Origin of the sequence: Prevotella rectalis (assembly GCF_900607215.1) — a bacterium.
GTDB classification, from domain to species: Bacteria; Bacteroidota; Bacteroidia; order Bacteroidales; family Bacteroidaceae; genus Prevotella; species Prevotella brunnea.
In genome coordinates this window covers 11,645-38,281 of sequence record NZ_LR027820.1, presented here as the reverse complement: position 1 = coordinate 38,281, position 26,637 = coordinate 11,645, and the positions used below count along the sequence as shown (strand labels likewise).

22 protein-coding genes and 2 pseudogenes (1 of these 24 running past the window's edge) are annotated in these 26,637 nt (G+C 42.5%); 14 read left to right on the top strand and 10 right to left on the bottom strand.

Annotated elements, in window-relative coordinates:
* From E0E16_RS01115 to E0E16_RS01105, 3 genes and pseudogenes are all read left to right on the top strand, one after another.
* Positions 1-4: pseudogene (locus tag E0E16_RS01115) on the top strand (transposase); its annotated part reaches 536 nt to the left of the window's first position; the annotation flags it as partial.
* A gap of 212 nt (positions 5-216) precedes the next feature.
* Positions 217-597, top strand: a pseudogene (locus E0E16_RS01110) (transposase); the annotation flags it as partial.
* A gap of 59 nt (positions 598-656) precedes the next feature.
* Positions 657-1,322, top strand: coding sequence for a hypothetical protein (locus E0E16_RS01105; protein WP_130828457.1), 666 nt, complete (start codon positions 657-659; stop codon positions 1,320-1,322).
* A gap of 653 nt (positions 1,323-1,975) precedes the next feature.
* On the opposite strand, the gene E0E16_RS01100 is transcribed toward E0E16_RS01105, so the two are convergent.
* The 6 genes from E0E16_RS01100 to E0E16_RS01075 all read right to left on the bottom strand — a co-directional run bounded on the left by E0E16_RS01100 (position 1,976) and on the right by E0E16_RS01075 (position 7,556).
* Complete coding sequence (locus E0E16_RS01100; protein WP_130828456.1) at positions 1,976-3,391, bottom strand: tetratricopeptide repeat protein; 1,416 nt, start codon at positions 3,389-3,391, stop codon at positions 1,976-1,978.
* 77 nt (positions 3,392-3,468) lie between these two features.
* Positions 3,469-4,434 carry a PstS family phosphate ABC transporter substrate-binding protein gene (locus tag E0E16_RS01095; protein ID WP_130828455.1) on the bottom strand — a complete coding sequence of 322 codons (966 nt, stop codon included), beginning with the start codon at positions 4,432-4,434 and terminating at the stop codon, positions 3,469-3,471.
* A gap of 12 nt (positions 4,435-4,446) precedes the next feature.
* A complete protein-coding gene (locus E0E16_RS01090; RefSeq protein ID WP_130828454.1) occupies positions 4,447-5,334 on the bottom strand; it encodes an energy transducer TonB in 888 nt (295 codons plus the stop codon).
* Between the two features lie 37 nt (positions 5,335-5,371).
* The gene (locus E0E16_RS01085) at positions 5,372-6,031 is read right to left on the bottom strand and encodes an ExbD/TolR family protein (protein ID WP_130828453.1); all 660 of its coding nucleotides are present in this window, start codon (positions 6,029-6,031) and stop codon (positions 5,372-5,374) included.
* On the bottom strand, positions 6,031-6,684 hold the full coding sequence (locus tag E0E16_RS01080) for an ExbD/TolR family protein (RefSeq protein WP_130828452.1): 654 nt from the start codon (positions 6,682-6,684) through the stop codon (positions 6,031-6,033). Before E0E16_RS01080 ends, E0E16_RS01085 begins: the two co-directional genes overlap by 1 nt.
* Before the next feature lie 32 nt (positions 6,685-6,716).
* Positions 6,717-7,556 carry a MotA/TolQ/ExbB proton channel family protein gene (locus E0E16_RS01075; protein WP_130828451.1) on the bottom strand — a complete coding sequence of 280 codons (840 nt, stop codon included), beginning with the start codon at positions 7,554-7,556 and terminating at the stop codon, positions 6,717-6,719.
* A gap of 762 nt (positions 7,557-8,318) precedes the next feature.
* Between E0E16_RS01075 and E0E16_RS01070 the strand changes: the two genes are divergently transcribed.
* Together E0E16_RS01070 and E0E16_RS01065 are read left to right on the top strand one after the other, a co-directional pair.
* Positions 8,319-9,779 (top strand): alkaline phosphatase family protein, encoded by a 1,461-nt coding sequence (locus E0E16_RS01070; RefSeq protein WP_130828450.1) that lies wholly within the window; start codon positions 8,319-8,321, stop codon positions 9,777-9,779.
* Positions 9,780-10,010: 231 nt separating this feature from the next.
* Positions 10,011-11,474, top strand: a complete 1,464-nt coding sequence (locus E0E16_RS01065) for a calcineurin-like phosphoesterase C-terminal domain-containing protein (protein ID WP_255418089.1) — start codon at positions 10,011-10,013, stop codon at positions 11,472-11,474.
* A gap of 585 nt (positions 11,475-12,059) precedes the next feature.
* Here E0E16_RS01065 and mutY read toward each other — a convergent pair.
* Positions 12,060-13,043, bottom strand: a complete 984-nt coding sequence (mutY, locus tag E0E16_RS01060; RefSeq protein WP_130828449.1) for an A/G-specific adenine glycosylase — start codon at positions 13,041-13,043, stop codon at positions 12,060-12,062.
* A gap of 362 nt (positions 13,044-13,405) precedes the next feature.
* On the opposite strand from mutY, the gene E0E16_RS01055 reads away from it, so the two are divergent.
* The 6 genes from E0E16_RS01055 to rodA all read left to right on the top strand — a co-directional run bounded on the left by E0E16_RS01055 (position 13,406) and on the right by rodA (position 20,433).
* Positions 13,406-13,999, top strand: coding sequence for an IMP cyclohydrolase (locus E0E16_RS01055; protein ID WP_130828448.1), 594 nt, complete (start codon positions 13,406-13,408; stop codon positions 13,997-13,999).
* A 97-nt stretch (positions 14,000-14,096) separates the two neighbouring features.
* Positions 14,097-15,119: a rod shape-determining protein gene (locus tag E0E16_RS01050; protein ID WP_130828447.1), complete on the top strand. Its 1,023-nt coding sequence runs from the start codon at positions 14,097-14,099 to the stop codon at positions 15,117-15,119.
* An 88-nt stretch (positions 15,120-15,207) separates the two neighbouring features.
* Positions 15,208-16,092 (top strand): rod shape-determining protein MreC, encoded by an 885-nt coding sequence (gene mreC, locus E0E16_RS01045; protein WP_130828446.1) that lies wholly within the window; start codon positions 15,208-15,210, stop codon positions 16,090-16,092.
* 60 nt (positions 16,093-16,152) lie between these two features.
* Positions 16,153-16,656 (top strand): rod shape-determining protein MreD, encoded by a 504-nt coding sequence (mreD, locus tag E0E16_RS01040; protein WP_130828445.1) that lies wholly within the window; start codon positions 16,153-16,155, stop codon positions 16,654-16,656.
* Entirely contained in the window at positions 16,653-18,797 is a 2,145-nt protein-coding gene (mrdA, locus tag E0E16_RS01035; protein WP_130828444.1) for a penicillin-binding protein 2, read from the top strand. The genes mreD and mrdA overlap by 4 nt, the downstream gene beginning before the upstream one ends.
* Before the next feature lie 160 nt (positions 18,798-18,957).
* Entirely contained in the window at positions 18,958-20,433 is a 1,476-nt protein-coding gene (gene rodA / locus E0E16_RS01030) for a rod shape-determining protein RodA (RefSeq protein ID WP_130828443.1), read from the top strand.
* A gap of 242 nt (positions 20,434-20,675) precedes the next feature.
* Here rodA and E0E16_RS01025 read toward each other — a convergent pair whose 3' ends face one another.
* From E0E16_RS01025 to E0E16_RS01015, 3 genes are all read right to left on the bottom strand, one after another.
* A complete protein-coding gene (locus E0E16_RS01025; RefSeq protein ID WP_130828442.1) occupies positions 20,676-21,170 on the bottom strand; it encodes a gliding motility lipoprotein GldH in 495 nt (164 codons plus the stop codon).
* Complete coding sequence (locus E0E16_RS01020) at positions 21,160-22,464, bottom strand: PSP1 domain-containing protein (protein ID WP_130828441.1); 1,305 nt, start codon at positions 22,462-22,464, stop codon at positions 21,160-21,162. Before E0E16_RS01020 ends, E0E16_RS01025 begins: the two co-directional genes overlap by 11 nt.
* Positions 22,465-22,550: 86 nt before the next feature.
* Positions 22,551-23,672, bottom strand: a complete 1,122-nt coding sequence (locus E0E16_RS01015) for a DNA polymerase III subunit (RefSeq protein WP_130828440.1) — start codon at positions 23,670-23,672, stop codon at positions 22,551-22,553.
* Between the two features lie 286 nt (positions 23,673-23,958).
* Here E0E16_RS01015 and E0E16_RS01010 point away from each other — a divergent pair, with 286 nt between their 5' ends.
* The 3 genes from E0E16_RS01010 to E0E16_RS01000 all read left to right on the top strand — a co-directional run bounded on the left by E0E16_RS01010 (position 23,959) and on the right by E0E16_RS01000 (position 26,475).
* Positions 23,959-24,921 (top strand): type I phosphomannose isomerase catalytic subunit, encoded by a 963-nt coding sequence (locus E0E16_RS01010; RefSeq protein WP_130828439.1) that lies wholly within the window; start codon positions 23,959-23,961, stop codon positions 24,919-24,921.
* 295 nt (positions 24,922-25,216) lie between these two features.
* Positions 25,217-25,597, top strand: a complete 381-nt coding sequence (locus E0E16_RS14075; protein WP_130828438.1) for a hypothetical protein — start codon at positions 25,217-25,219, stop codon at positions 25,595-25,597.
* Positions 25,598-25,629: 32 nt separating this feature from the next.
* Entirely contained in the window at positions 25,630-26,475 is an 846-nt protein-coding gene (locus tag E0E16_RS01000; protein WP_240048166.1) for an IS3 family transposase, read from the top strand.
* Positions 26,476-26,637 lie beyond the last annotated feature (162 nt).

Sequence of the window (26,637 nt, the reverse complement as noted above, 5' to 3'; positions counted from 1 at the left end):
CTTGACGACAAGCGGAAAGAGAATGAAAACAGAAATGACGGCAAGGACGGTCGTGGACGCAAGTCCGACACCGAGCAGACAGCCTTTATCGACTCTACCGTGCAGGAGAAGAACGTCACGTTCCCCACCGATTCGAAACTCCTGAATAAAATCATCGGTTTCTGCCGCGACGTGGCTCATGCAGAGCATCTCAAAGTGCGCCAAAGCTATGCCGGGGAAATCGAGAGACTCGCGGGGGACAGAGGGTATCGCGGGCAGGAAACGTGCGGAGAGACGAACATCATGATACCCGGCGTTCCCAAGGCAAGCGACTCGCCACACAAGAAAAAGAAAAAACAAAGGTTCTTCCGCAAGAGAGCAGGAATAGAGTCTGTCATAGGGCACTGCAAGGCAGAGCATCGATTGGGGAGGAACTTCTACAAGGGTCTCTTGGGTGATGCCATCAACGTGATGCTCGCTGCGGCTGCATTCAACTTCAAAAGAGCCATGCGGTTTCTTTTGTGCCTTATTCGAACCATGATAAAATGGAGTATTCAGGGAGTGGATTCCAACTTTAACGAAACAAAGGTGTTATCCAATACCATTTGCTGGTTGTAAGTCGAGTTCTTGAGGGACGACTAACAAGCATTACATCGCTATAAATATAAAACAAGGATATGGAAAAGGAAAGCCAAAGAATAAGAGCAAAGAGAAAACTTATAAAAGTAACGTTTCCGAACGGAAAGACTTTTTGCCACAAGAACTGCACAGCAACTATGATTGCAGTGCTCAATGAGATTGGAGACGAAAACTTCCCCAAAATACAAATGGAGTTATGCCACCTGCCACTGCTTTCAAAGGAAATTTATCCTAAATACAAGGAATGGATGAAACCTCTATGCAATGGTTGGTACGTGAACACACAAGCAAATACAGACTGTAAATATATACAACTGCGCGCCATCAACGAACAACTATCTTTAGGACTGACCATTGAGATAGGAACAGACTTTGAAGCACAAGACGCTCCAAACAAGGAAAAGAGAAGTAGGAAGAAAGAAAAGTTGTTAGTAAAATTTCCCAATGGCATTTATGTTTGCAATGGCAATACACAAGAAATCTATCTTGAGACAATAAGAAGAATAGGTATAGAAGATATTATGCGCAAACAGCTAAAATGGGGGAATAGGGCTTTGATTACAACAAGCAAAGTCTGGAACGATCAAATTGAAATAGCGGAACGGAGATGGATAGTTGTCCCGAACACAACAAAAGACAAAACGAAAATGCTCAGGATCATTGGTGCCATACTGCACACAAACTTAGAAATATCAATAGTATAGCAACAAACACAGAAACATTTAAACTTTTTCCCGAAAACACGAAAAATATTCAGCAAATAATGAAAGAGGCACTACCAAATTATTATTTCATCGCACATTGCGATATACCAACACAGCCCAAATCATTTTAATCCAAATCGATCATTAGGATTTCTCAGTGTTATATGACAGTGAGAAATCCTTTATTTTCCCAACGATGTTTCAAATAGTTGTGTAACCCCCACGCAAAGTTGAATCAAATCATGAGACTTGGCATATTTTGTTCCAATGCAGAATAACACATATTTCCTTATGCTTCCAATTCGTATTCAGGTAATGGTAAACAGACGCTTGATAGCGAACATTCTACCTGCCCGACACCACGAAATTATATTACAAAAACTACATCCGAGAGATACTTCGTAATCCATTGATAATCAAGATGATATTAATTGCAATTTAAAAGCTTAGCTTTTGCGCTCCAATTCATGACCTTTTGTATTGCAAAAGGTAAGCTTTTGTGGTGTAAAAGCTAAGCTTTGGACAGATGAATGAAGAAAATTTAGGAAATTATTGAACTTTTCACGTATAGTCGGAAAGGATTTTTTATAATTATAAAAAAGGCGATGCATTATTAGTCATCGCCTTTTTTAGAAATTTAAATTTGACAGGAATTACATACCAAGTGCCTTCTTGGCAAATTCATTATCCGGATTGATTTGTAATACTTTTTTAAAGTAATCGTCTGCAATCTCCTTATTACCCTTCTTGGAATTATAATATCCCAATCCATAATAAACTTGTTCAAGATAACCTTTTTCCTCTGAAGTAAGCGTCGTTTTTCCTTCTTCGTATGCAGCGACTTTCCTATAAATTTCAGCTACTTTATCTGCATCATTATCCATCTGTGCAGCGTTTGCCTCATTCAACCAAATCCAATCAGAGATGGATGGAAACTTGGTTATCATTTGCTCATATACAGCTATTGCCTTGACAAGAATATCGTGCTTCTCCGCTTTATCAGCAGTTTTCTCTGCTTTATCGATAAATGTTTGCGCAAATTTAGCCCAATCGTTGGAATTAGCTTTAGAACTCCTATTCAAGTAGTCCATTTGGGTCTCCAATGACTTATCTTCCATTCCTTGAGCAGAATACACATCGGCAATTCCCTTTAACGGTTCAAGATTTTCTTTGTCCATTTCCATTGCTTTACGGAAATTAGCCAAAGATTGTTCAAACTGCTTGATACCGCACAAAGCCTTAGCATAAACAGCATAATCATTTGCTACTTTTTTACCCTTTCCCGCAAACATGATGTTGGCAAAAGTAATTGCCTCTTGATAACTTCCTTTTTCTGTCGCTGCCATCATGCCCACACGTGCGATATACTCACTATTAGGGAATTTTTGCAAACCGGATTTAACTACCTCCAAAGTCTTGTCATGGTTCTGGAGAATAAACGCCGTGTAGCCATATTTATAGAAGTTATCTTCTGTAAGATTAGAAAGTTGAGACTTATTAAACCACTTAAGAGCTTCTTCGTACTTACCATCATTCAACATAATTTCAGCAGCAGTTGCCTCCACGGGATAATTAGGTTCTACCTTTCTGAGTTCTTCCAACTTTTGCACAGCCACATCAGCATTTACATGGCGATATACTTTTGCATAACGTTCGTAAGCCTGTATATTATGAGGATCAAGACTGATAGCCGTTTGATAGTGGCTGGCAGCAGCTCCGGCATTACCGATACTATCCTCAAGGGCTGCGATATCTCCAAGAAGCAAGTACCCCTCACTACCATTCAATTTCTTATTATTTATCACCATATTAGCAAGGTTTGTTGCCTCAGTAAAGTTTCGCTGAGCCAAATAAACGTTACCCAAAGCCACAAGAGCCTTTTCATTCTTCTTATATTCCTTCTTATAAGACTTAATTAAATCTTTAGCCGCCTTCGGATCATTGGGTGCAGCTTCAAATGCACTAATAATAGGATTGAGAGCAGCCTTATAGCTGTCATCTTGAGCCAATGCAGGTGTTGATAAACTTAGTATCAAGGCACCTACTAATAAATATTTCTTCATTTTCATAACTTTATTCGATAATCAAACTTCTACGCGTTATAATTAAGATGGATTAAGTAGTTATAAGTTTAATGGATTAAGAATTATTCAGATTTCACATTATTCACCTCGATAATATTAATTTCTCCCCTATAAGGCAAAAGACCACTCTTAAAAATTATCTTCTGACCTATCGGTCCGGAAATAAAGTTTGCGAAAGCCCAAGGAAGTGCTTTATGAGGATCGGCAACGATAGCATAAATCGTTCGCACAAACGGATATCTCCCATCAAGTAAATAGGCCTGGTAGGGTTGCCAACTATTATCATCAAATGCTTTGCTCGTCTTAGAAATCGCCATTACGCGAATATTTTTATTAAATGTGGTGTTTGTGCTGTCTCGTCGGTCATTAAGCCAGTTAGAGCCAATCACACCTATAGCGTTAGGAGTTTTATGAACATATTCTATCACAGCTTTACTATTTTGTGCAGCCACGATGTTCTTACTCTTAATATTTTTCCCATCCAATATTGAATCTACAACAAAATGAAGTGTTGCAGATGCCTTGTTATCAAAAACAATCTCAATATCCCCTTTATCGGACTTTGGATAAAGTTCATTCCACTTGGTAACCTCTCCTTTTAGTAATCTCTTGACATCGGTTACCGTGATGCAAGAGTCGGTATTGCTTCTATTGATTATGAAAGCTATCCCATCATAGCCAATAGGAAATACAGAAGGAATGGGTCCTTTCCCTCTTAGAATAGCTTCTTCACCTTTCTCCAAGACGTGAGAAGTAAAGAAAAGATTGACCTTTTGGTCAAGTAACAACTTCATACCGGTATTATCGTCCGTATAAATGGGCAACAAATGCGTCTGCGGATAACGATACTGGTAAACTTGTAATTCCTCCTCAATAAACGGACTAAAACTTTCGTCAGAGGCGAATTTAATCGTCCCTGACGTTGGTGTATCTGTTCTACCATCCTTAGCCTTCCTCTTCCCACATGAGGAGAGAAAAGCCGAGGATAGTATCAATCCTACGAAAAAGTAGAATATAGTTCTTTTCATACTCTGATGAGCTTACTGCAACTTGAAGGTAATAGGAAGCGTAAACCAGACGTTAGCAGGCTGACCGTTGTTCATACCCGGATTCCACCTCGGCATGCTGTTTACAACACGAAGAGCCTCTCTGTCAAGTGCCGGGTCTACACCGCGAGCAATTTGTGCCTGACTAACGCTACCATCGCGTCCGACTACAAACTTCACGATTACCCTTCCTTGAATACCATTCTCAGAAGCAACTGCCGGATATTGCAAATGCGAAGAGAGCCATTGGTTCACATTACCCTTGAATGAAGGCATCTGTTCGGCTACGGTAAAGATTTTCTTTTCGATATCTTCCTTGGGAGCCTCTACCTTTGGAGCTTCCTGAACCGGTTTCTCTATCTTCGGAACAATTTGTTCCGGAGTAGCGACTGTACTTTTGTTAGCAATAATGGTTCTATCTTCTACACCCTCTTTCGTCTCGGAACCAACCGCTTTGGTTTCTTTATTCATTTTCACCATTGGTGGCATTTCTTCCTTAACATCTTTATCATCCTTGATGACAGGTGCTGTAAATTTCACCGTTGCTCTCGTTTCGGGAACAATCTTCTCCGGCTCAATTTTCTTTGGTTCCGGTTTTTTCTGTTGTTCTTTACGTTTCTGCTGCTCTTTCTTCGCTTGCTCAAGCGCAGCAAGTTCCATCTTAGCGGCATAAGCTTCTTGAGCTGCTAATTCATCATTGTGTTTTTTTATCTGCCATGCAAGATAACCTCCACCGATGAACGCAGCAACGAGCAGAATAGCCAATGCTCTGATATTACGCTGCGAGACAGTCTTACGAAGGCGGTATGCTCCGTATTCCTTGTTCTTGTCAGCAAATACCATTTCGACCCATTTAGGATCGTATAGATCTATTTTTGCCATTGTTTTTTTTCTTTAATTGTTATACATCATTGCGGATTTAAGCTTGTATCCCTTTCTTTTCAAGCAAGGCTTTTTCTTCTGCGCTTAATTTATCAATGACATAAGTTCCAATGTATGAAATCTGCATTTCATCGAGAATATCAACCAAATGACGATAAGCGGCTTTATCTGTTGGCTTAATGATGACCGTCAACGTAGGTACCTTCTTGCCATTGATATTACCCATTTTGATGTTTGCGACTTCGGCTTGATAAATGCTGTCCGGATAAGCAGCCTCGTTAGCAGCTTTCTTTTTCTGAAGTTCTTGCATTGCGATGTGCAAATCTTCATAAGGAACGCTTCTTCCTTCATCCACTTCTTTGTGTTGAAGAACATAACGAATGCCGGTTTTCCCTGTGCTCCAATCAGCCGGCTTCAACCAATCAGGATTGGTAAGCTGAGGTTTACCCTCACCGTAAAACATCTTGTCGCCATCACCGATAAAAATAGTAATAGAATGCGACTCCTTAGCCTCGTTCTTTTTAACGTCGGGTTGGTTTATGTCTTTACTCGGCATGGTCAGCTCCATTGTTGACGGTTTACTTAAAGTTGTACACAACATAAAGAAGGTAATGAGCAACATAAGCATATCAACCATCGGAGTGAAGTCCACGCGGACATTCATCTTTTTCTGTTTACTGTTTTCTTTTCTTGCCATTATTTACCCTCCTTGGCTTGTGCAGCCTTTTTTGCGTCCAACTGCGTAATCATGTAGTAATGACTCTCATCCATATCTTGGAGTTCACTCATTACCTTTTTAACTGTTCCATACGGAGTGTCAGCATCGGATTTCAGCGCAATTCTCACTTTAGGATTGACATTGCGGGCTGCGTTCACCCACTGCTGAAATTCTGTCATTTCCTGACCTTGGATACTATCGAGAGGAATACCCATTTTGGGGAGTGCCTCGTTACGAGCTTGAACAGGCTTAGATAAGTAAGCTGCCAATTGATCAAGCGGTGCGCCAAATGTTGATTCCGTCAAAAATGTTTTCTTCTGCTGATCTGTAAGTGTTACAGACATGGCATCAAGAATTTGGCTCAACTCGTTTGTGTTGTCGTAACTCATAAATACCTGACCTTCACCGGTCGGTTTACCGTCAGCACCCTTTTCAGGGCTTATAAGGACTGTCAAGACACCATTTTCCGGAACGACCATCTCGGATACAGAACCCGGGGTGTTTACCTTCACCGGCTCATTTTTCACGAATGTGGACGTGAGCATGAAAAAGGTAAGCAACAAGGTCATAACGTCCGACATAGGAGTCATATCAATCCAGACGTCTTCTTTCTTAATTTTTACTTTACCCATAGCGATAAAATTTTTAAAGGGTTAGCAAAAAATTAAGCTTCTTCCGTGTGGTTTACTTCGTATGTCTGAGCGATAGAATAACCAACCTCATCAAGTGCGTATGTCAATTTGTCCACCTTGTTAGAGAAGTAGTTGTAAGAAACCACTGCGCACCAAGATGTAGCGATACCAAATGCAGTATTGATCAACGCCTCTGAAATACCAGCAGAAAGAGCGGCAGAGTCAGCACCACCACCTGCGGACAGAGCGGAGAACGATTTGATCATACCCGTTACAGTACCGAGAAGACCGGTAAGTGTACCCAACGTAACGATGGTAGCGATGATGGGGAGGTTCATTGTCAATGTAGGCATTTCGAGCTGAGTTGCCTCTTCGTGAGCCTGCTGAATCTTTGCTACCTTGTTAGCTTTCTTCAAGTTTGCGTTAGCACCTGATTCCATATCCTTGTAAGCGTTCAAAGAAGCCTTTACAACGTTTGCAACAGAACCTTTCTGGCGATCGCAGAGCTGGTTAGCTTTATTGATATCATTGCTATTCAAAGCTGCCTTGATGTTGGTAACGAATTTTGGAAGTGCACCTTTACCAAATGCGGTTTTCAAAGCCAACCAACGCTCAATAGACATTGCGAGCACTGTAAGCAACAATGTGTGGATAACGGGAACGACCACGCCACCTTTGAAGATTGTACCCCAAACGTCAGCTGGATTTTCTCTTGTGCCGGGATCTTGGAAGTGCATGTCATTTCCGAACCATGTGAAGAACAATACGAATGCTACGACTGCACAAACGACAATGATCCAAAATGCGCCTCTAACTCCGTTGAAGCCCTCTGATTTTTTCTTTGGGGCTGCTTTCTGTTGTGTAGTTGCCATAATTTGATAATTTTTTAATTTTTAGTTATTAATGAATTGAATTGTAAATATCTTATTGATTATAAACTATTTGGAAAATCACTCGGCTTTTTGAGCTTTTGTTTTTATCCACATTCACGGCAAAGATAGCAATTATAGAAGAACTAAGGCTACAATTAATAACTTTTAACTGTTAATTTCAAGCCATTTTTCATTGCTATTTATATTGCGAGTCTGTTATCATTTTTACTTTGTTAGTTTGTTTATTTCCTTTCTTTTTAATTTGGAATGAAAATTCGCAACATCGTTTCCATATCCATTTTAACGACAATTCTACTGTTTTGTTCTCGAGGCTGCCCTGTCATATTTTCAACTGTGAACCGATTGCTGTTTCCTTATTCATTTTTATTTCCTCCTTGCAAATGTACTTATTTTTATTGTTATCAACGCAAAAAAAGTAGCTTTATTTCAAGTTTTCCGCAATTTATCGTCAAAAAAAAGTAAATATCGGTTATATTTTGTCCATGTTGTAAGACTTATATTTCATTCTTCAACATTTTATTTTCATACTGTTCGCATTTTTGCTCCACCTTCTTCATCCTGATTTTTCTTCTCGACGTTCTGTCGCTCATAAATAAAAGCAAATGGTCTCAAAGAACATACTCCCACACATATTAATATATAAGGGGAAACTTTCTCACCTTTTGCGTTATTATTCATAAATTATTAATAGTATTGACACGTAGATAATTTACCTTTGTGGCAAATCAAAAAACGAGAAGAATGAGGAAAATATTTTTATTTATTGCAGCATTATTCGTGTTTAGCACAGGATGTGCCTCAGACGTTCAACGTCCGAAATTGGTAATTGGCATCATCGTGGATCAGATGCGATGGGATTATCTTTATTATTACTACGACAAAATTGGAGAAGGCGGTTTCAAGCGCATGATGAATGAGGGGTTCAGCTACGACAACATGAACATCCAATACACTCCCACCGTTACGGCATGTGGACATTCCAGCGTTTACACTGGGTCAGTACCGAGCATCACCGGAATAGCGGGGAACAACTTCTACGTTAATGACAAGCCTGTCTATTGTACGCAAGACGACAGCGTTGCCTCCATTGGGAGCAATGGCGACACCGGCAAGATGTCGCCACACTATCTTAAGGTAACCACCCTGTGCGACCAGCTCCGAACAGCCACCGACTTCAAGTCGCGCGTCGTATCCGTTTCCATAAAAGACCGAGGAGCCATTCTGCCGGGTGGACATACTGCCAACGCTGCCTATTGGTACGACGTGAAGAATGGAAAATTCATCACCAGCAGCTATTACATGAAAAAGCTACCGACGTGGGTAGAGTTGTTCAACAAGGAAAAGTGCATCAATCCGAAAGAAGACATCCGCACCTCCCCAAAGGGCAACACACTGACGGTGGATATGGCAATTGCGGTCTTGCGCAATGAAAAGCTCGGACAAGGAGAAACAACGGATATCCTTGCCATCAGCTTTTCGTCCACCGACTATGTTGGACATAAATACGGTACACGAGGAAGGATCACAGAAGAAACCTACCGCGTACTTGATCGGGATTTGGCACGACTCTTTCAAGAACTTGACGCCACAGTAGGACGGGGCAATTATCTCGCGTTCCTCACTGCCGATCATGGGGCAGCCCACAACGCCGACTTCATGACAGGACATCATATCCCTGCCGGGCGGTTGAATTATTCGGCTCTTGTCAAAGGCATAAATAATATCTGCAAAATCAAAGCAATAAAAGACATCATGGACTATCGTATCTATCTCGACCACAATGCTCTAAAGGCTGCCAAAATGAATGAGGAGCAAGTAAAAACTACCATTATAAACTATCTCCAAGCGCAACCGGGAATCGACTATGCCGTTGATTTTAAGAACATCAATGCCGGATTTATTCCTGCCGCCATCAAAAACAGAATCATTATGGGATACTATCCAAAGCGTAGTGGCGACATACAAATTATTCCTTCACCGGGTTATTATGAATCGCAGGACGGCAGAAAAGACCCGGGCACAACACACGGCGTATGGAATCCATACGACACGCACATTCCCTTTCTGCTCTATGGATGGAACGTAAAACATGGAAGCAGTTCGGAAGTTACAACCATTTCCGACATTGCTCCGACAATTTGCGATATGCTTCATATTCAGCAGCCTAATGGCTGCATTGGACGACCACTCACAAGCCATTAACGCACTTGTCATTTTAATTAAACACTCTCTTTATATCGAGTTAGCGAAATTGCAACATTCTTTCCGTTCCTTTGCACTGAATAAAAACTACGATTATGTATTCAGCACAAAGGAACGGTTTTTTATTCTTGGTTTTCACGGAGGGAGTATGCTTTCCGGTAGTCCCGACCGAAAACATTCCACACATCGACACCTTATTTATATCAATAGTAAGAACCAACAAAATGAGATATGAGAAATTTATTTGTTGACACAATGCTCCTAATTTCATTAATTTGTTATGCCACAGCCACAACCGGAGTTTCTTACTCTTTCAAGCTGCGTGGCATCGTGAAAGATGATAAGGGCAGGGGCATTCCCAATGTGGTGGTGAATGACGGAGTGCACTTTACTGTTACAGACAAGGATGGTGTTTGGAAACTCGAATCGGATTCTACGGAAAGCAAGTTCATAGCCATCTCCACTCCGGCTGATTATGAACTGCCACAAAAAGATGAATTGGCAACCGGATTCTATATTCCCATCAAAAAAGCGGTAAGAACAGAAATCAACGAATTTTCACTAAAGAAACGGAAGCGCAAAACAGATGCTTTTGCTTATATTGCCATGTCCGACCCTCAAGTGAGAAACCGAAACGACATGAAGAGATGGACGCAGGAAGCGATTCCCGACATCAAAAATATTGTTGATTCGCTCAACGACACACAAGAAGTGGTGGGTATGACATTAGGAGATTTGGTTTGGGACAAGATGAAACTGTTCGGACCCTACAAAAATTCCATGAAAAACATGGGTATGACAGTATTTCAGTGTATCGGGAATCATGATTTCGACAGAAAATACCAAGATTTGAACAATATGCCGAAAGGCTCGGCTCATTTCGGCGAACATCAGTATTTCAAGTATTTCGGTCCTACGAATTATTCCTTTAACATCGGAAAAATTCACGTCATAACCATAAAAAGCATCAATTACAAAGGAAGCAAAGGTTATACCGCCGAACTTACCAGTCACGTTCTGAATTGGATAAGGCACGACCTCAGCTATGTCCCCACCGGAACCACGGTATTTCTGAACATGCACGCAGCAGGATGGAACAACCTTTCGGGAGAGGGCGACATCAGCGACGCTGACAAACTGGTGAAGATATTGAAGGATTACAAAGTCCATGTCTTTTGCGGACACACTCATTTGTTCAAAAACGTGGAGCTCAACAACCACCTCTACCAGCACAACATCGGAGCAACCTGCGGAGCTTGGTGGGAAAGTTGGGTAAACCGCTGTGGTGCTCCCAACGGCTACCTCGTAGTTACGATAGACGGAGAAAAGGTGAAGTGGCACTACAAATGTACCTCGAAAAGCAGCAATTATCAGTTCAAAACTTATCGCCCGGGTACTTTTCGGACACAAAAGCCCTATTTCGTGGCAAATGTATGGGACTATGACAAACAGTGCAAAGTGGAATGGCTTGCCGATGATAAGCCCATGGGAAGGATGGAACAATTTAGCGATCAAGATGAGGAATATCTCAAGACCATAGACAAGAAGGAGAACAACGAGAAAATTGTTACTGCACATCTTTTCAGGGCAAGACCGAAAGTCGGGACAAGGAAAATTTCAGTTATCTTTACCAACCGGTTCGGAGAAAGTTTCCGAAAAGAGGTCTATCTACAAAAGCCGGTTCGCGCCTATTAGAATTGAACATGGGAACGATAGAGCAGCGAATGGCGTTCCAAAAGTTCCCATTGTTTCACCGGATAAAGCATAACAGAGTTCTTAAAGAACAAGAAAAGAAAAGCAATTCATACAGCTGCTTTCTTGAAAAGATTGGTTGTGAACCTGAATTTTGTGAGAATGGACAAAACAATAGAAAGGAAACTTTCACATTCATTAACCTCAAGATTTGATTATTTTTAGAAGAAGACCGCCTTAACTTCAAAGAACGGAACGGCTCTGTATTCTCTTAACTATCAGATTTTCAGAAATTTATAAAACACATCAGTTTCTTGACTATGCAATAGCTTAGCTTTTGAAAACCAATAGCTTAGCTTTTGCTGCTCAAAAGCTCAACAAACGCAACGAAAAGATGGGTGTTTAGTTCTTTTATTTTATCCTATTTGAGAATTTATATGGAGTTTTTAACACGTAGTTCATAAGAATTAAGCGATAAAAGGAAAAGAACGAGTAAGTTTTTCTTCTCTTTGAAAGAAAACTCACGATAAAAAAGAGAGACATTCACACTATGTTTTTACGATTGATTAACACTTTTACACAAACAAATCAGAGAGAATTGGCAAGCAACTGAAGCAGTTTGGGAAAAGCATAGTTCCCCAATTCGTCCTCTTTCACCCATTTATAGCCGGACGGAAGATTGGGACGACAGAAAGGTTCCCACAAATAAAAATCGGCAAAGATGATTTGATGAGTCAATAGATGTTTTATTCCTCGCTTGATGAGCCTTAGCTCAGAGAAGGGGAAATCAAGTGCTTCGGAAGTCGGAAATTCCCACAATCCTTGCCAAATGTCGCCTGCTCCGCGACGATGTATAACCGTACTGTCATTATACCTTATATATACATAGACCAGCTTTCGTTCACGCTGCACAATTTTCTTACTTTTGACCGGGAATTTATCGATAGCATGATGAGCGTGGGCATAACAGGTTTCAACAAGTGGACAGACATTGCAATCTGGTGAAACGGGTGTACACTGAAGAGCGCCGAAATCCATAATGGCTTGATTATATTCTGCCGGGCAATCCCTTGCCAAACATTCCTGAGCCATCACCTTAAAATCCTTCTTTCCCTGTGCAGAGTCGATCGGGGTCTCAATACCAAAATAGCGAGAAAGCACTCTAAAGACATTGCCATCAACCACAGCCACAGGTTCGTTGAAAGCAAAAGAGGCTATGGCGGCAGCAGTATAATCCCCCACCCCCTTAAGCCGCTTCAACTCCTCAAACGTCTTGGGAAACGAACCCATTGTTACGACTTGCTTCGCCGCCTTATAAAGATTGCGTGCGCGCGAGTAATATCCCAATCCCTGCCATTCTCGCAACACCTCGTCTTCGGTAGCATTCGCCAGTTCATCAACGGTTTTCCATCGAGCGATGAAACGCTCCCAATACGCCTGCCCCTGCACTATGCGCGTTTGTTGCAATATGACCTCGCTAAGCCAAATGGTGTATGGGTCGGAGGACTTCCGCCAAGGAAGATCGCGACCATTGATGGCAAACCAATCGAGAACAGCTTGAGTGAAATTCATTTTGCAAAGATACTGAAAAGTGTCAGAGGAGCAAAACCGGATGATAAAAAAGTTGAATAGACTCATAGGTGTCCCTTAGACAGCGCAAGTCGAATGACAGATTGCAAATTTCCACAAAACAGAAAAATAAGATTTCAAATCGACTTCACCCCCCGAAAACATCTCATTGGCTTATATTGCGAATATAAGACATACACATCTACTTAACTATCATTCGCCATTAAACGCAATAAATAGGTAAAAAGGCGTTGAAACCGGTCTGCTGAATAATCTTGCAAGATTTAAGTTTTTTTGGACTAAAAATATTGTTTAGACGCTGGTTTTTTGTATCTTTGCACATCAAAAGCAAATATCTCAAACAGATGGCTGGAACAAAACAAATTAAGACCGCGCTTATTTCAGTTTTCCATAAGGACGGATTGGAAGACATCTTGAAAAAATTAAACTCTGAAGGAGTAAAGTTTTTAAGTACGGGCGGTACACAACAGTTTATCGAATCATTAGGCTACGAATGCCAAAAAGTAGAAGATGTAACAGGCTACCCCTCCATATTGGGTGGAAGGGTGAAAACGTTACATCCTAAAATCTTTGGTGGCATTTTGGCTCGACGCGATTTAGAAACCGACAAAGAGCAAGTAAAAGAATACGAAATACCGGAAATCGATTTGGTTATCGTCGATCTCTATCCATTTGAACAGACGGTATCCGGTGGAGCAAGCGAGGCAGATATCATTGAAAAGATAGACATTGGAGGCATATCGCTGATTCGTGCCGGCGCCAAGAACTTCAAGGACGTTGTAATTGTTCCGAGCAAAGCGGAATATCCCGTGCTCTTACAACTCTTAAACACAAAAGGAGCGAAAACAGACATCGAAGACCGGAAGATGTTTGCCGAGCATGCTTTTGGCGTCAGCAGCCACTACGACACGGCAATCCATAATTGGTTTGCGAAATGAGCACACCGATGGCGAGTACATTCCGCCCACTATGTAACAAACAAATCATCCGTTGAACGGATTTAAACAGTTTCTACACTTTAATCAATAATAAAGAATGGGATTTTTTTCATTTATCCAAGAGATAGCAATGGATTTGGGAACAGCCAACACGATTATTATCAGTGATGACAAAATCGTAGTAGATGAACCCTCAGTGGTGGCACTCGACCGCCGTACCGACAAAATGATAGCGGTTGGAGCAGATGCCAAAATGATGTACGAGAAGGAACATCCGAACATTCGCACCATTCGCCCGCTTCGGGACGGTGTGATTGCCGATTTTACCGCATGCGAGCAAATGATGCGCGGTCTTATCAAGATGGTTCACAGCGGCAATCGCTTGTTTTCCCCAACATTGCGCATGGTCATTGGCGTACCGTCAGGTTCTACGGAAGTGGAACTGCGTGCCGTTCGCGACTCTGCGGAACACGCCGACGGAAGAGATGTATATCTGATTTTTGAGCCGATGGCAGCCGCTCTTGGGATGGGACTCGATGTGGAGGCTCCGGAAGGGAATATGATAGTCGATATCGGTGGCGGAAGCACTGAAATTGCCGTAATATCTCTCGGTGGCATTGTTTGTAACAATTCTATTCGCGTTGCCGGTGATGATTTAACAGCGGACATCCAAGAATACATGAGTCGTCAGCATAATGTAAAAGTAAGTGAGCGCATGGCAGAACGCATCAAAGTACATGTGGGGTCGGCACTGACCGATTTAGGAGAAGAAGCTCCGGAGGATTATGTTGTACATGGTCCGAACCGCATCACGGCTCTTCCCATGGAAGTTCCCGTATGCTATCAGGAAATAGCTCACTGTTTGGACAAGACGGTTGCAAAGATAGAGAACGCCGTGCTTTCTGCTCTTGAGAACACACCTCCGGAATTATATGCTGACATTGTTCAGAATGGTATTTACCTCAGTGGCGGTGGTGCTTTGCTGCGTGGAATAGACAAACGCCTTACGGACAAGATAAACATTCCTTTCCATATTGCGGAAGATCCCTTGCATAGCGTGGCAAAAGGTGCCGGCATCGCGCTGAACAATGTGGATAGATTCTCGTTCTTGATGAGATAATCATTTGACGGCTCTCATTAGCCAACCATTGAAATGCCAACTGACATTTCAATGGTTCAATAATCAGGGCTGTCAGTAATCATTCGTAATGCACAATTTAGCTGAATTTCTTCGAAAAAATAAGCACTGGCTTCTTTTTTTCTTCTTGGAAGTGGTCAGTATTGTGTTGTTGTTCCGATTTAACAACTATCAGGGCAGCGTTTGGTTCACTTCAGCCAACATCTTGGCAGGTAGAACTTACGAGATGAGTTCAAAAGTTGGATCTTATCTCACCATGGGAAAAGTAAATAAAGAACTGACACGAAGAAATGTCATTTTGGAACAGCAGGTTCACGAACTCTCCAAAGAACTTTATGAAAAGACACGCGATCCCAAATATCTTTCAAAAGGTCAGTATCGTTTTTTGGCACCTTTCAACCTGATTGAAGCGAAGGTTGTATCTAATTCCCTGAACAAATCGGAAAATTTCATAACAATCAACAAGGGAAGTTGGGACGGCATAAAGCGCGACATGGGCGTTGTGTGTGGCAATGGAGTGGTCGGAACGGTTTACCTTGTAGGCATACACTATTCTGTTGTCATCCCAATTCTTAACGCAAGGTCAAACATCAGCTGTGCCATACAAGGAAGAGATTATTTCGGCTACTTACATTGGTCAGGTGGAGTAAGCGATGTGGCTTATTTGGATGATATTCCTCGACACGCTCGCTTCAAACTTGGTGATAGAGTGGTAACAAGTGGCTACTCTTCTATCTTCCCCGCAGGTGTCTTGGTTGGAAAAGTGAAGCATGTTTATAATTCAGACGATGGTCTATCGTTTCGAGTGGCAGTTCAATTATCCACAGACTTCGGCAACCTCCGCGATGTTTGTGTCATTGATGATGCCATTCTTCACCAACGAAGGAAAATGATGATTACGGCACAAGACTCCATTAAGAAATTAGGAGATGGTGTAAGTCAGCCCACCGAATGAGATACGGATTCCTTGGGGCTGGAAGAAAGGAGTAAGAAACAGGCGGTTTTGAAATAAAAGATGAGCATAGATTTTCTAAAGAACTCGTTGTGGTTCATTGTTTTGGTATTATCTCAAGTGTTTGTACTCAACCACATTCACTTGTTCGGCGTTGCCACGCCACTGCTTTACGTTTATTTTGTATTGCTCTATCGCCGCAATTATCCCAAATGGGCAATGATTTTGTGTGGATTCTTCTTGGGACTTGTCGTTGATACTTTCTCAAATACGCCCGGCGTAGCTTCCGGTTCCATGACGTTGATAGCAACCTTGCAACCATTTGTTCTCCGTCCGTTTATCCCTCGTGATAGTGGAGAAGATCTTCGCCCAAGTTTCCATTCACTTGGGCTTATGCAATACTTTTGGTATGCCACAATCCTCACGCTCATCTATAATGTATGTTTCTTCACTTTGGAGCTATTTAGCTTTTTCAACATATTAGAATGGCTCTCTTGTGTTCTGGGGAGCACAGCCATGACATTATTTCTTGTAATGATTGTTGAACTTGTAAGAAACCGCTCATGAAGAACTTTGATTTAGAAAAGCGTCGTCTTGTTCTCAGTGGCGTTGCCATCGCAATCATTGTCATTTACGTTATTCGTTTATTCGCGTTGCAGATAGCCAGCGATGACTACAGAAAACGAGCCGATTCCAATGCGTTTCTGAAAAAGATAGAATTTCCATCACGTGGCATAATAACCGATCGCAAGGGCAAATTATTGGTTTATAATCAGCCGGCATACGACATTATGGTGGTGATGAATGAGGAAAAAGGAAGATTAGATACTTTGGAATTTTGCAGAGCGTTGAACATCTCCAAACAGTTCTTCATTCGGCGCATGAATGATATTAAGGATACGGAAAAGAATCCCGGCTATTCACGCTTTACACAACAACTCTTTTTAAGTCAGCTCAGCGATAAAGAGTTTAGTGCGTTCCAAGAAAAGCTCTATCGCTTTCCCGGCTTTTACATACAAAAACGAAGCATTCGCCAATACCAACTTCCCATTGCTGGGCACGTTCTTGGTGATGTTGCAGAAGTAAGTCAAAGCGATGTAGAGGAAGACGATTACTATCAACCGGGCGACTACATAGGAAAGATGGGCATCGAACGAGAATATGAGAAAATTTTGCGAGGGCAAAAAGGAGTGCAAATTCTGCTTCGGGATGCCCACGGCAGAATAAAAGGACGATACCAAGAAGGGAAATTCGACCAAAAACCACGTCCCGGGAACGACATGCAATTAGGTTTAGACGCCGACTTACAAGCACTCGGTGAACGATTGATGGAAGGAAAACTCGGAGCCATCGTAGCTATAGAACCTAAGACCGGTCAAATCTTGGCAATGGTTTCATCGCCCACCTTTGATCCTCAAGACATGATAGGCAAAATGAGGGGAAAATATCAACAAACTTTAACTCTCGACCCCGCAAAGCCATTACTAAACAGAGCCATCATGGGACAATATCCGCCGGGCTCCACATTCAAGACCAGTCAGGCGGTTACTTACTATACGGAAGGAATTATCACCGACTCGACGAAATATCCGTGTCCGCATGGTTTCTCTTACAGGGGACTTCACGTTGGATGCCACGGACATCCCTCACCGGTTTCCATCGTACCGGCATTGAGCACATCGTGCAACGCATATTTTTGTTGGGGATTGTACCACATGTTGTCCAACAGACGCAAATACAAAAGTCTTGACATCGCCATGGATACCTGGCGCGACTATATGGTCTCAATGGGATTCGGATATAAATTAGGAATTGATTTACCGGGAGAAAAGCGAGGAATGATTCCTAACGCACATTTTTATGATAATGCCTTTGGCAAATGGAATCCGCTTACAGTCATCTCCATCTCAATAGGTCAAGGCGAGGTAAACCTGACACCACTGCAAATTGCCAATCTCGGAGCGACCATTGCCAATCGCGGATATTACATCACACCACATGTCGTCAGGCAAATACGTGGAATGAGGCTGGACAAAAAATACATATTAAAACACAGGACAAAAGGGAGTGTACGAGCCTATCAAGAGGTAGTTGCCGGCATGACATCATCGGTGAGAGGCGGAACTTGCGCTCATGCGGTGCATCCCGGATACTCACTTGCCGGTAAGACGGGAACAGCTCAAAACAGAGGAAAGGATCACTCCGTATTCATGGGATTTGCTCCCGTGGACAAGCCCAAGATAGCCATTGCCGTATATGTGGAAAATGGTGGCTTTGGAGCCGTTTATGGTGTACCTATCGGTTCGTTGATGATAGAACAATATCTCAATGGAAAATTAACGGAAAGTGATGCAAAAAAGGCGAATGATATCCAAAAACGCCACATCAGTTATCCATTCAAACGTCCGTTGAGCCATGCCGATTCCATCCGTTTAGACTCCATTAAGCGTATCAATTTCATAAAAGACTCACTTAAGCTAGAAGCTCAAAAACAAAGAAGAGCCGAGCTTCAACACAAAAAAGCTTTGAAAGCGAAGAAAGATGCCGACGAAGAAGAAAATCAGAATCAACCTTTGAACGATCCAATCATTCGCATGGATGAAGACACGAGACCCAGAACGGACGAGAAAGAACGGGAGAGGGATAAAGATAAAAATGACAATGGAAAGAAGAAAGAACGTACTTCTTCAGCAAAGAATCACACGTAACTCCACGCCAAAACGATGATTGGGTAGGACAGAGTCATACACTACCGCCCAATCACTAAAGAAGCCGAAGCAACAACACCCCAGAGACATCGGATTACAAGTGAATTCTACGCGACATTCAAGGTGCGTTCCTCTATAAACAACAAACAACGAAAAGATAGTGGCAAAAAACTATAAGACAAACAAGCAACCGGGCATCATACGTTCATTGGATTGGTGGACGATAGGTATTTATCTCTCCCTCCTCATCTTTGGATGGCTGAGCGTTTGTGGGGCTAGTTATACTTATGGCGATACTGATATTTTTTCATTGAGTTCTCGATCGGGAATGCAAATTATCTGGATAGGAACCTCCATTTGTTTGGGTTTTGTCCTCTTGATGATGGACGACCGACTTTACGATACTTTCGCATACGTCATTTACGGACTATTGGTGCTACTCCTTTTCCTTACAATATTCAATCCACACTCCATAAAAGGCTCGCGTTCGTGGATAGTCTTAGGACCGATAAGGCTACAACCGGCCGAATTTGCCAAGTTTGCCACAGCCTTAGCCATATCCAAGTTCATGTCATCGTATGGCTTTACGATGAGCAATTGGAAACATTTCGCTGCAGCTTGTGGCATTGTGGTACTTCCCATGTTGTGCATCATAGGACAAAGCGAGACCGGTTCGGCTCTTGTCTATCTCTCTTTCTTCTTGATGTTCTACCGAGAAGGTATGCCGGGTTCCATACTCTTTACCGGTATTGCCATGATTGTTTACTTTGTCGTAGGCATAAAATATGAATCCGTCATGCTATGGGGCACACCAACCTCATCAGGAAAGTTCTTTGTCTTGCTCTTGGTACAAATATTCAGTACGGGGATGGTCTGGGTATATATGCGCGACAATGGAAAAGCATTCAAGATGCTGATGGTTATCTTGGGAACCACCCTTGGCTTCTTGCTTTTTTCTAAATTCGTCATCCCATTCGACATTGTATGGGTACAACTTATCGTGTCGGCCTTGCTCATCGCATATCTCATTTTCAACTCCATGACGACACGTTTTCCCAATTATTTATACATTGCTCTTTTTTCAATTGGCTCCATCGCATTCTTTTATTCAGCCGACTACGTGCTCAACGATGTAATGCAGCCCCATCAACGGGTACGCATCAATGTACTTTTAGGTTTGGAAGAAGATTTGGCAGGAGCAGGCTACAACGTCCACCAGAGCGAAATAGCAATTGGATCAGGCGGTTTGCAAGGAAAAGGATTCCTGAATGGTACTCAAACCAAATTAAATTTTGTACCGGAGCAAGACACCGACTTCATCTTTTGCACTGTGGGCGAAGAGGAAGGATTTTTGGGATCGGCAGCGGTTCTATTCTTGTTTTTAGCATTGGTTTTGCGACTGATGCACGTAGCCGAGCGACAACCTTTTAAGTTCGGACGAGTGTATGGGTACTGTGTTGCCGGAATATTCCTTTTCCATGTCTTCATCAATGTGGGGATGGTACTCGGACTTACTCCCGTGATTGGTATTCCACTGCCATTTTTCAGTTATGGCGGTTCATCGTTATGGGGGTTTACGATACTCTTATTTATTTTCTTGCGTATTGACGCTGGACGAAACCTCATCAGACAATAAAACGCCGGTGGCATTCACTAATGTTTCAGGACTGACATTTTGCATGAAGTATCAGTTTTTTCGTGTGAATATTCTACTGCACGCCAATTATTTTTCGATTTCCAATTAAGAAAAACGCTTAACACTTCTCATTGACAACCGATGTTTCGTAATAGCTTAGGGATTGACATACAAAAGCTTAGCTTTTTAAAAGCGAGTGTTAGGACACTGATTTTCAAGGTTTAACGTTACAAACTTCGATTTTATCTTATTTTTATCAATCTGACGCCCACATCGCTGATACCGGGTAATTGCTCGCGACTCATGATGTGCCTGACCGTTAGAAACAAAGAGTCGCCGCGATTGAGACTTAAATTGGTCGCGTGGTTCAGTATTTCACTGTTTGAAATGCCACGTTTTCCCATTAAAAGTCCATTGTCATCTACTACTCTGCAAACGATTTCTTTTTGAAAGGTTTCACTATCCTTGTGCTTCCCGGCAGGTATAACTTTTCCTTCCAAAATGAGGCAAATGCTTTTGTATGGATATTTAATAGTGGTCCTTAGTCCTAAATCCAAACTATAATCTCCTTCCCACTGACGTGGTATCCTAAATGTAGCGGTATCGTTCCTTTCCCACCCTGTTATGGGGCGGCTCTCATAATGGTCGTAGGTTCTTCGGTCGGAGCATGAGCTGCCACCCACCGCGAACCCCAAGAGTAGTGATATGTATAAAAAGGTAAGAACCTTAATCTTCATTTTTCGGTTTACTTTGTGAACCTTGGTTGTTATCTTTTCTTCTGTTATTTTTTCTGTAATTGCCCTGCCTGTTGTTTCCGGTCTGCCGAATATCGTTTCGTTCCTGACTGGCTTTAGCACGCGCGTTCTGTCGCCGCTCATCTGCCCACTGTGCGTTACCGTTGTTTCGGCGTTGCTTTCCATTTCTGGCTTTACCGCTATTCTTCCTTGTCGTTTTCTCCTTGTCAAACCGGCTGATGTCCGCACCTGCCAACAAGTCGATTGGTTTCTTCGCAGGCTTTGCCTTCCCATTGTTCAGCAAAGACAATGGTTTTTCGCCTTGCTTGTTCATTTCGATGATTTCCTTTGCTCGTTCAGCAGAAATGGTTTCGAGGTTTACCGCGAGATTCTTATCCGTGGAATAAGTGCACAACCCATTGAGAATATCAGATTTGAACAAGAAATATTCATTATCAATGGTGAACAAATGCACGTCCTTGCCCGGGAGTTTTCTGCTTGCTTCCACATAATCATCCACTTCGTAGTTCAGACAGCATTTCAGTTTGGCACACATTCCCGCCAGTTTAGTTGGATTTAGCGAGATGTCTTGGAAACGAGCAGCTGTGGTAGATACACTGGAGAAATTTTTCATCCAAGTCGCGCAACACAACTCTCGTCCGCATGGTCCCGTACCGCCAATTCGTCCGGCTTCCTGCCGCGCTCCTATCTGTTTCATTTCTATTCGCACATGGAAAGCTGCTGCCAAGTCTTTGATAAGCTGACGAAAATCCACACGTTCATCCGCTATATAATAGAAAATGGCCTTGTTGCCATCGCCCTGAAATTCCACATCGCCGATTTTCATCTTCAAGCCCAAGCTCTTGGCAATCTGCCTGCTTTCTATCATGGTGGTATGTTCTCGTGCTTTGGCCTCTTTGTACTTTTGCATATCCACGTCTTTAGCCAAACGATATACACGTTTAATATCTTCCGGCGATTTAATGTTGCCGGCTTTCTTTATTTGCAACTTCACGAGCTTTCCCGTGAGAGTAACCACCCCGATATCATGGCCGGGATTCGATTCTACGGCAACAATATCTCCCTTATGCAGTTCAAGGTTATTCACGTTGTGGTAATAGCCCTTGCGCGTATTTTTGAATTGCACCTCTACCAAATCGGTAGTATCAGTATTGCCCGGAACATCTTCCAACCAGTCATACGTGTTCAGTTGTTTATCTTGTCGCCCACAGGCACAGTGGCTCAGACCGCGATCGCAGCCGTTCCATATCTTGAATTTCATATTTTTATAGTCCATCGTCTTAATTTGGGAAACCTCTTTCCATGCAAGTCTCCAAGCATGATTCGCAAGGTTGTATATGTTGTTTAATATATATGTGTAAATTACTTTCTTAACAGCAAGACAATCATTTTAAGTGCCATATCGTAGAATACCACTTTGGCGTTAGCGTTCTGACCAAGGTCTCGATAGGAGTTGCCGTAAAGCTCGTTGATTTCGATGACATTTTCCTCGTTGATGAAGCGTGCAAAACGCTTTGCGAAGTTTTCTTCCTCCGCAGTCATATAGTTTAAGTCGGGATTCTTGAAGTTATAGATGAAGTTTTCCCTTATTTGTAGCTGAAAATAGAGCAGCATGCGCCGTTGTTTCTCGCGTCCATAGTCAGCCGCAGTCTCACTCCAATTTTTCAATTCACTGACATCACGCATATAACAAAGTCGCATCAGCGATTGGAACATCTTTAAGAATTCCATGTTTTCGTTCTCGGTGGTCAGCAGTTCCAATGCCTTCAACCAATTACCATGCGCAACTCTCGCCAATCGTCGAGCCGTTTCAGCGTCAAGTCCACGCCGCTCTCTCAAAGCTTGTTCGATGGCATCATCGGAAATTCTTTTCACATCAATGCGTTGTGTGCGACTGATGATAGTCTCCAAAAGCTTTTCCGGTTCTTCGCTAATCATCAGAAACAAAGTTCGCTCTGAAGGCTCTTCCAATAATTTCAACAACTTGTTGGCAGAAGTCAAATTCATGCGTTCGGGAAGCCAGATAACAGACACTTTGTATCCGCCCTGACTCGATTTGAGCGACAACACTCTAGACAATTCATCGCTCTCCGCTCCGGTAATGATGGCTTGTTGGGTAGTGGCACCCATGGTGCTCATCCAATGTTTCAACGTGAAATAAGCTCCTTTCATGACGAGTTCGTGCCATTCCTTCGCGAAATCGCTGCTGAGGGGTTGATGTTCGGAACTCATGCCGGGAAGTTTGATGGTAGGGAAAGTGAAATGCAGGTCGGGATGTTCCCAATTGCGCAACATCGCTTTGGAATTCTCCGGCGACATGGATGATTGTGTAAGCAGATAACTCGCAAATGCCATAGCCAAAGCCATCTTTCCGCTACCTCGTGGTCCACAAAACAACAAGGCATGAGGCACGCGATTGCTTTGTGCCAACTGTAAAAGCTGTTGCTTGGTTTCTTCTTGTCCTATGACTTCACTAAAATCCATCTGTTGGTAATCCGGCTTTTCTTTTATAATCTGACAAATGCTTTAGGGTACAAAGTTAATAAATAATTATGAATAATAAGGATGGGGTGCGCTAAAATCTCTTTAATCAGAAAAACATATAGAAAACAAACCGTCGCAAGTTTTTTTTTTATATATTTGCAAATGACGTTGCAGAGTCATTATCACTTTGTCAGCCACGACAGTCTGTCAAAGTGCATAAAGTCTGCCTGCGAGATTATTAACATGCTTGATTCCGTAGAAAAACAATAAAAATTAAAGAAAAGAAATGGAAATAATGAAATTTCGTCCGCAACTGAAGCAGGTGCTTTGGGGTGGCAACAAAATAATACCTTTCAAGCAACTTAACGACAATTTATCAATGGTTGGTGAAAGTTGGGAAATATCCGGCGTAAAGGGTAGCGAAAGTATTGTAACCAATGGAAAGTACGCCGGAAAACAACTCAATGAGCTAACGAAACTTTTGAAGACCAAGCTCTTAGGCAAACAAAACTATGAACGTTTCGGGGATGAGTTTCCACTGCTGATAAAGTTCATTGATGCCAGCAAACAACTTTCCATTCAAGTGCACCCCAACGATGAACAGGCACAGGCAAGAGGGTTAAAACGTGGAAAAACAGAAATGTGGTACATCATGAATAGCGAAGAGAACGCCTCTCTTTACTGTGGTTTAAAAAAGAGAATTACGCCCGATGAGTATAAAACCATGGTGAACGATGGCTCGATTACCGAAGCTCTTCGTGAATACAAAGTAAAAGAAGGTGATGTATTCTTTCTTCCCCCGGGTAGGATTCATTCCATCGGTTCCGGCTGCTTCTTGGCGGAAATCCAGCAAACCAGCGATATAACTTACCGCATTTACGACTTCAAGCGAAAAGATAAGAAAGGGAACTATCGGCAACTTCATACGGAGGAAGCTGCGGAATGTATCAACTTCACGGTGGAAGACGACTATCGAACAAATTATGAACCCATTAAAGAGCAGAGGACTGAACTAACATCATGCCCTTACTTCACCGTTTCCGTTTATGAACTCTCACAGCCGATGGAATTGGATTATTCCCAACTCGATTCTTTCGTAATTCTTATCGGATTGAAAGGCAAAGGGCACATCATAAATGACGAGCAACAGCAAATCTCTTTCCGCGAGGGAGAATCAATACTGTTGCCTGCCACGGCAACGAAACTGCAAATAAAAGGTGAGATTAAATTTCTTGAGACCTATATTTAGTTCAAATCGACCATTGAAAACCACTTTGGTTCTTTTCCTAATGAACGCCATCGGAAATATTCAATTATATAGGTTGGTTATTTAGCAATTTAACAACTAATCCCCATACGCCATGAACTCATATCAACACCTGCCTGTTCGGGCAATACAAAGAACAAGCATATTCTTTATTTGCCCAGGGCGTTGAAGATGCGAAAATCCTTTCCGGAGACAGGGGAAAGTTCAATAATGTCCTAAATTTGTCTTATACGGATTTAGCTTGTCACAATTCTGACTATAAAAAAAGTAAGAAATTATGACAAAACGTAAAACCCCGCGCGAATTTTCGTATTCGTTCAAGCTGCAAGTGTTAATCGATTATTATTCTAGCGGTGCTTCTCAAGCGTCCATATTGCGTAAGTGGAATGTGTCTAGTGGTTCAATGTTCCAATGGCTGAAACGTTGGCCCGTTGATTCAAAATCGTTATCTTTGCCCTCGGAAGTAATCCAGAGGTATCGTATGGCTCATAAAGAAACGAATTTGACAGACAATGAGATATTGCGCCAGAAGATAGTGAACCTCCAACACGCATTGTCTTTGGAGAAGATGCGCAGCCGTGCCTATGAGAAACTCATAGAGATAGCCGAATCCGAGGAGGGTATCAGCATCTTAAAAAAAGATGGTGCCAAACAGTAACGGCGCTGCGTGAGGAGTTTCCCGGTGTATCCGTGGAATTCCTCTGTGGGCTGTTTGGCAAGAAACGCCAGTGGTATTACGCAAGCAGCAAGCTTGTGATTTCTGAGCGGCAAAGGCGTAAACTGATAGTTGACAATGTACTCTACTATCGTGCCTGCTGTCCCGGGATAGGCGGTGTGAAACTGCACGTCCTCCTCAAGTCGGAGCTAGGTGAAGATGTTACTCATGGTCGCGACTCCTTCTTAAAACTACTTGCTTCAGAAGGACTTATGCTTCCCAAGAACAAGCGAAGACGTACAACGGACTCCAATCATCCTTATAGGAAGTATCCTAATCTTGTACAAGGTGTTACGGCAATGTATGCTAACCACATTTGGGCAGCCGACATAACCTACGTTTGGATTTACGGCAACGTCCTGTACCTCCATCTCATTACAGATGTTTACTCACATGCTGTCATAGGCTGGTGCTTATCCGAAACCATGGAGGCTATAAATACGAAGGAGGCATTGCTAATGGCAGTTAAGGCAGCCGGAGGAGGCAACCTCTGCGGAACGATACACCACTCTGACAGAGGTTCGCAATATGCCTGCCACCTATATGTTGAAACTCTTATGTGCCACCATATCAGGGTTAGTATGACAGAACGGTACAATCCTACGGACAATCCCGTGGCGGAAAGGACGAATGGAACCTTTAAGGTTGAGTGGATTTACCAGCAGGAGATGTACCGAGATTATGACCAGGCCAATATGGAAATCTCCAAGGCAATAGCCTTCTACAACTACAGACGACCGCATATGAGCATAGGAATGAAATGTCCGATGGATGTCTATAGAGGCGAACAGCCCGGGAGAAATCTTTGGAAAAAGAGATAAATGCTTGCAAAAAAGAAAAATATAACGTATCTTTGGAACGCCGAAAATATGGCGAACGACGGTCTTATGCCATCTTCACCAAAGGTCCCAGGGGGCATCGAGCCCCCTAAGACCTTGCCGAAAATATGACGGAACTTAGGTGTTGTCCATCTTCTTTTATGC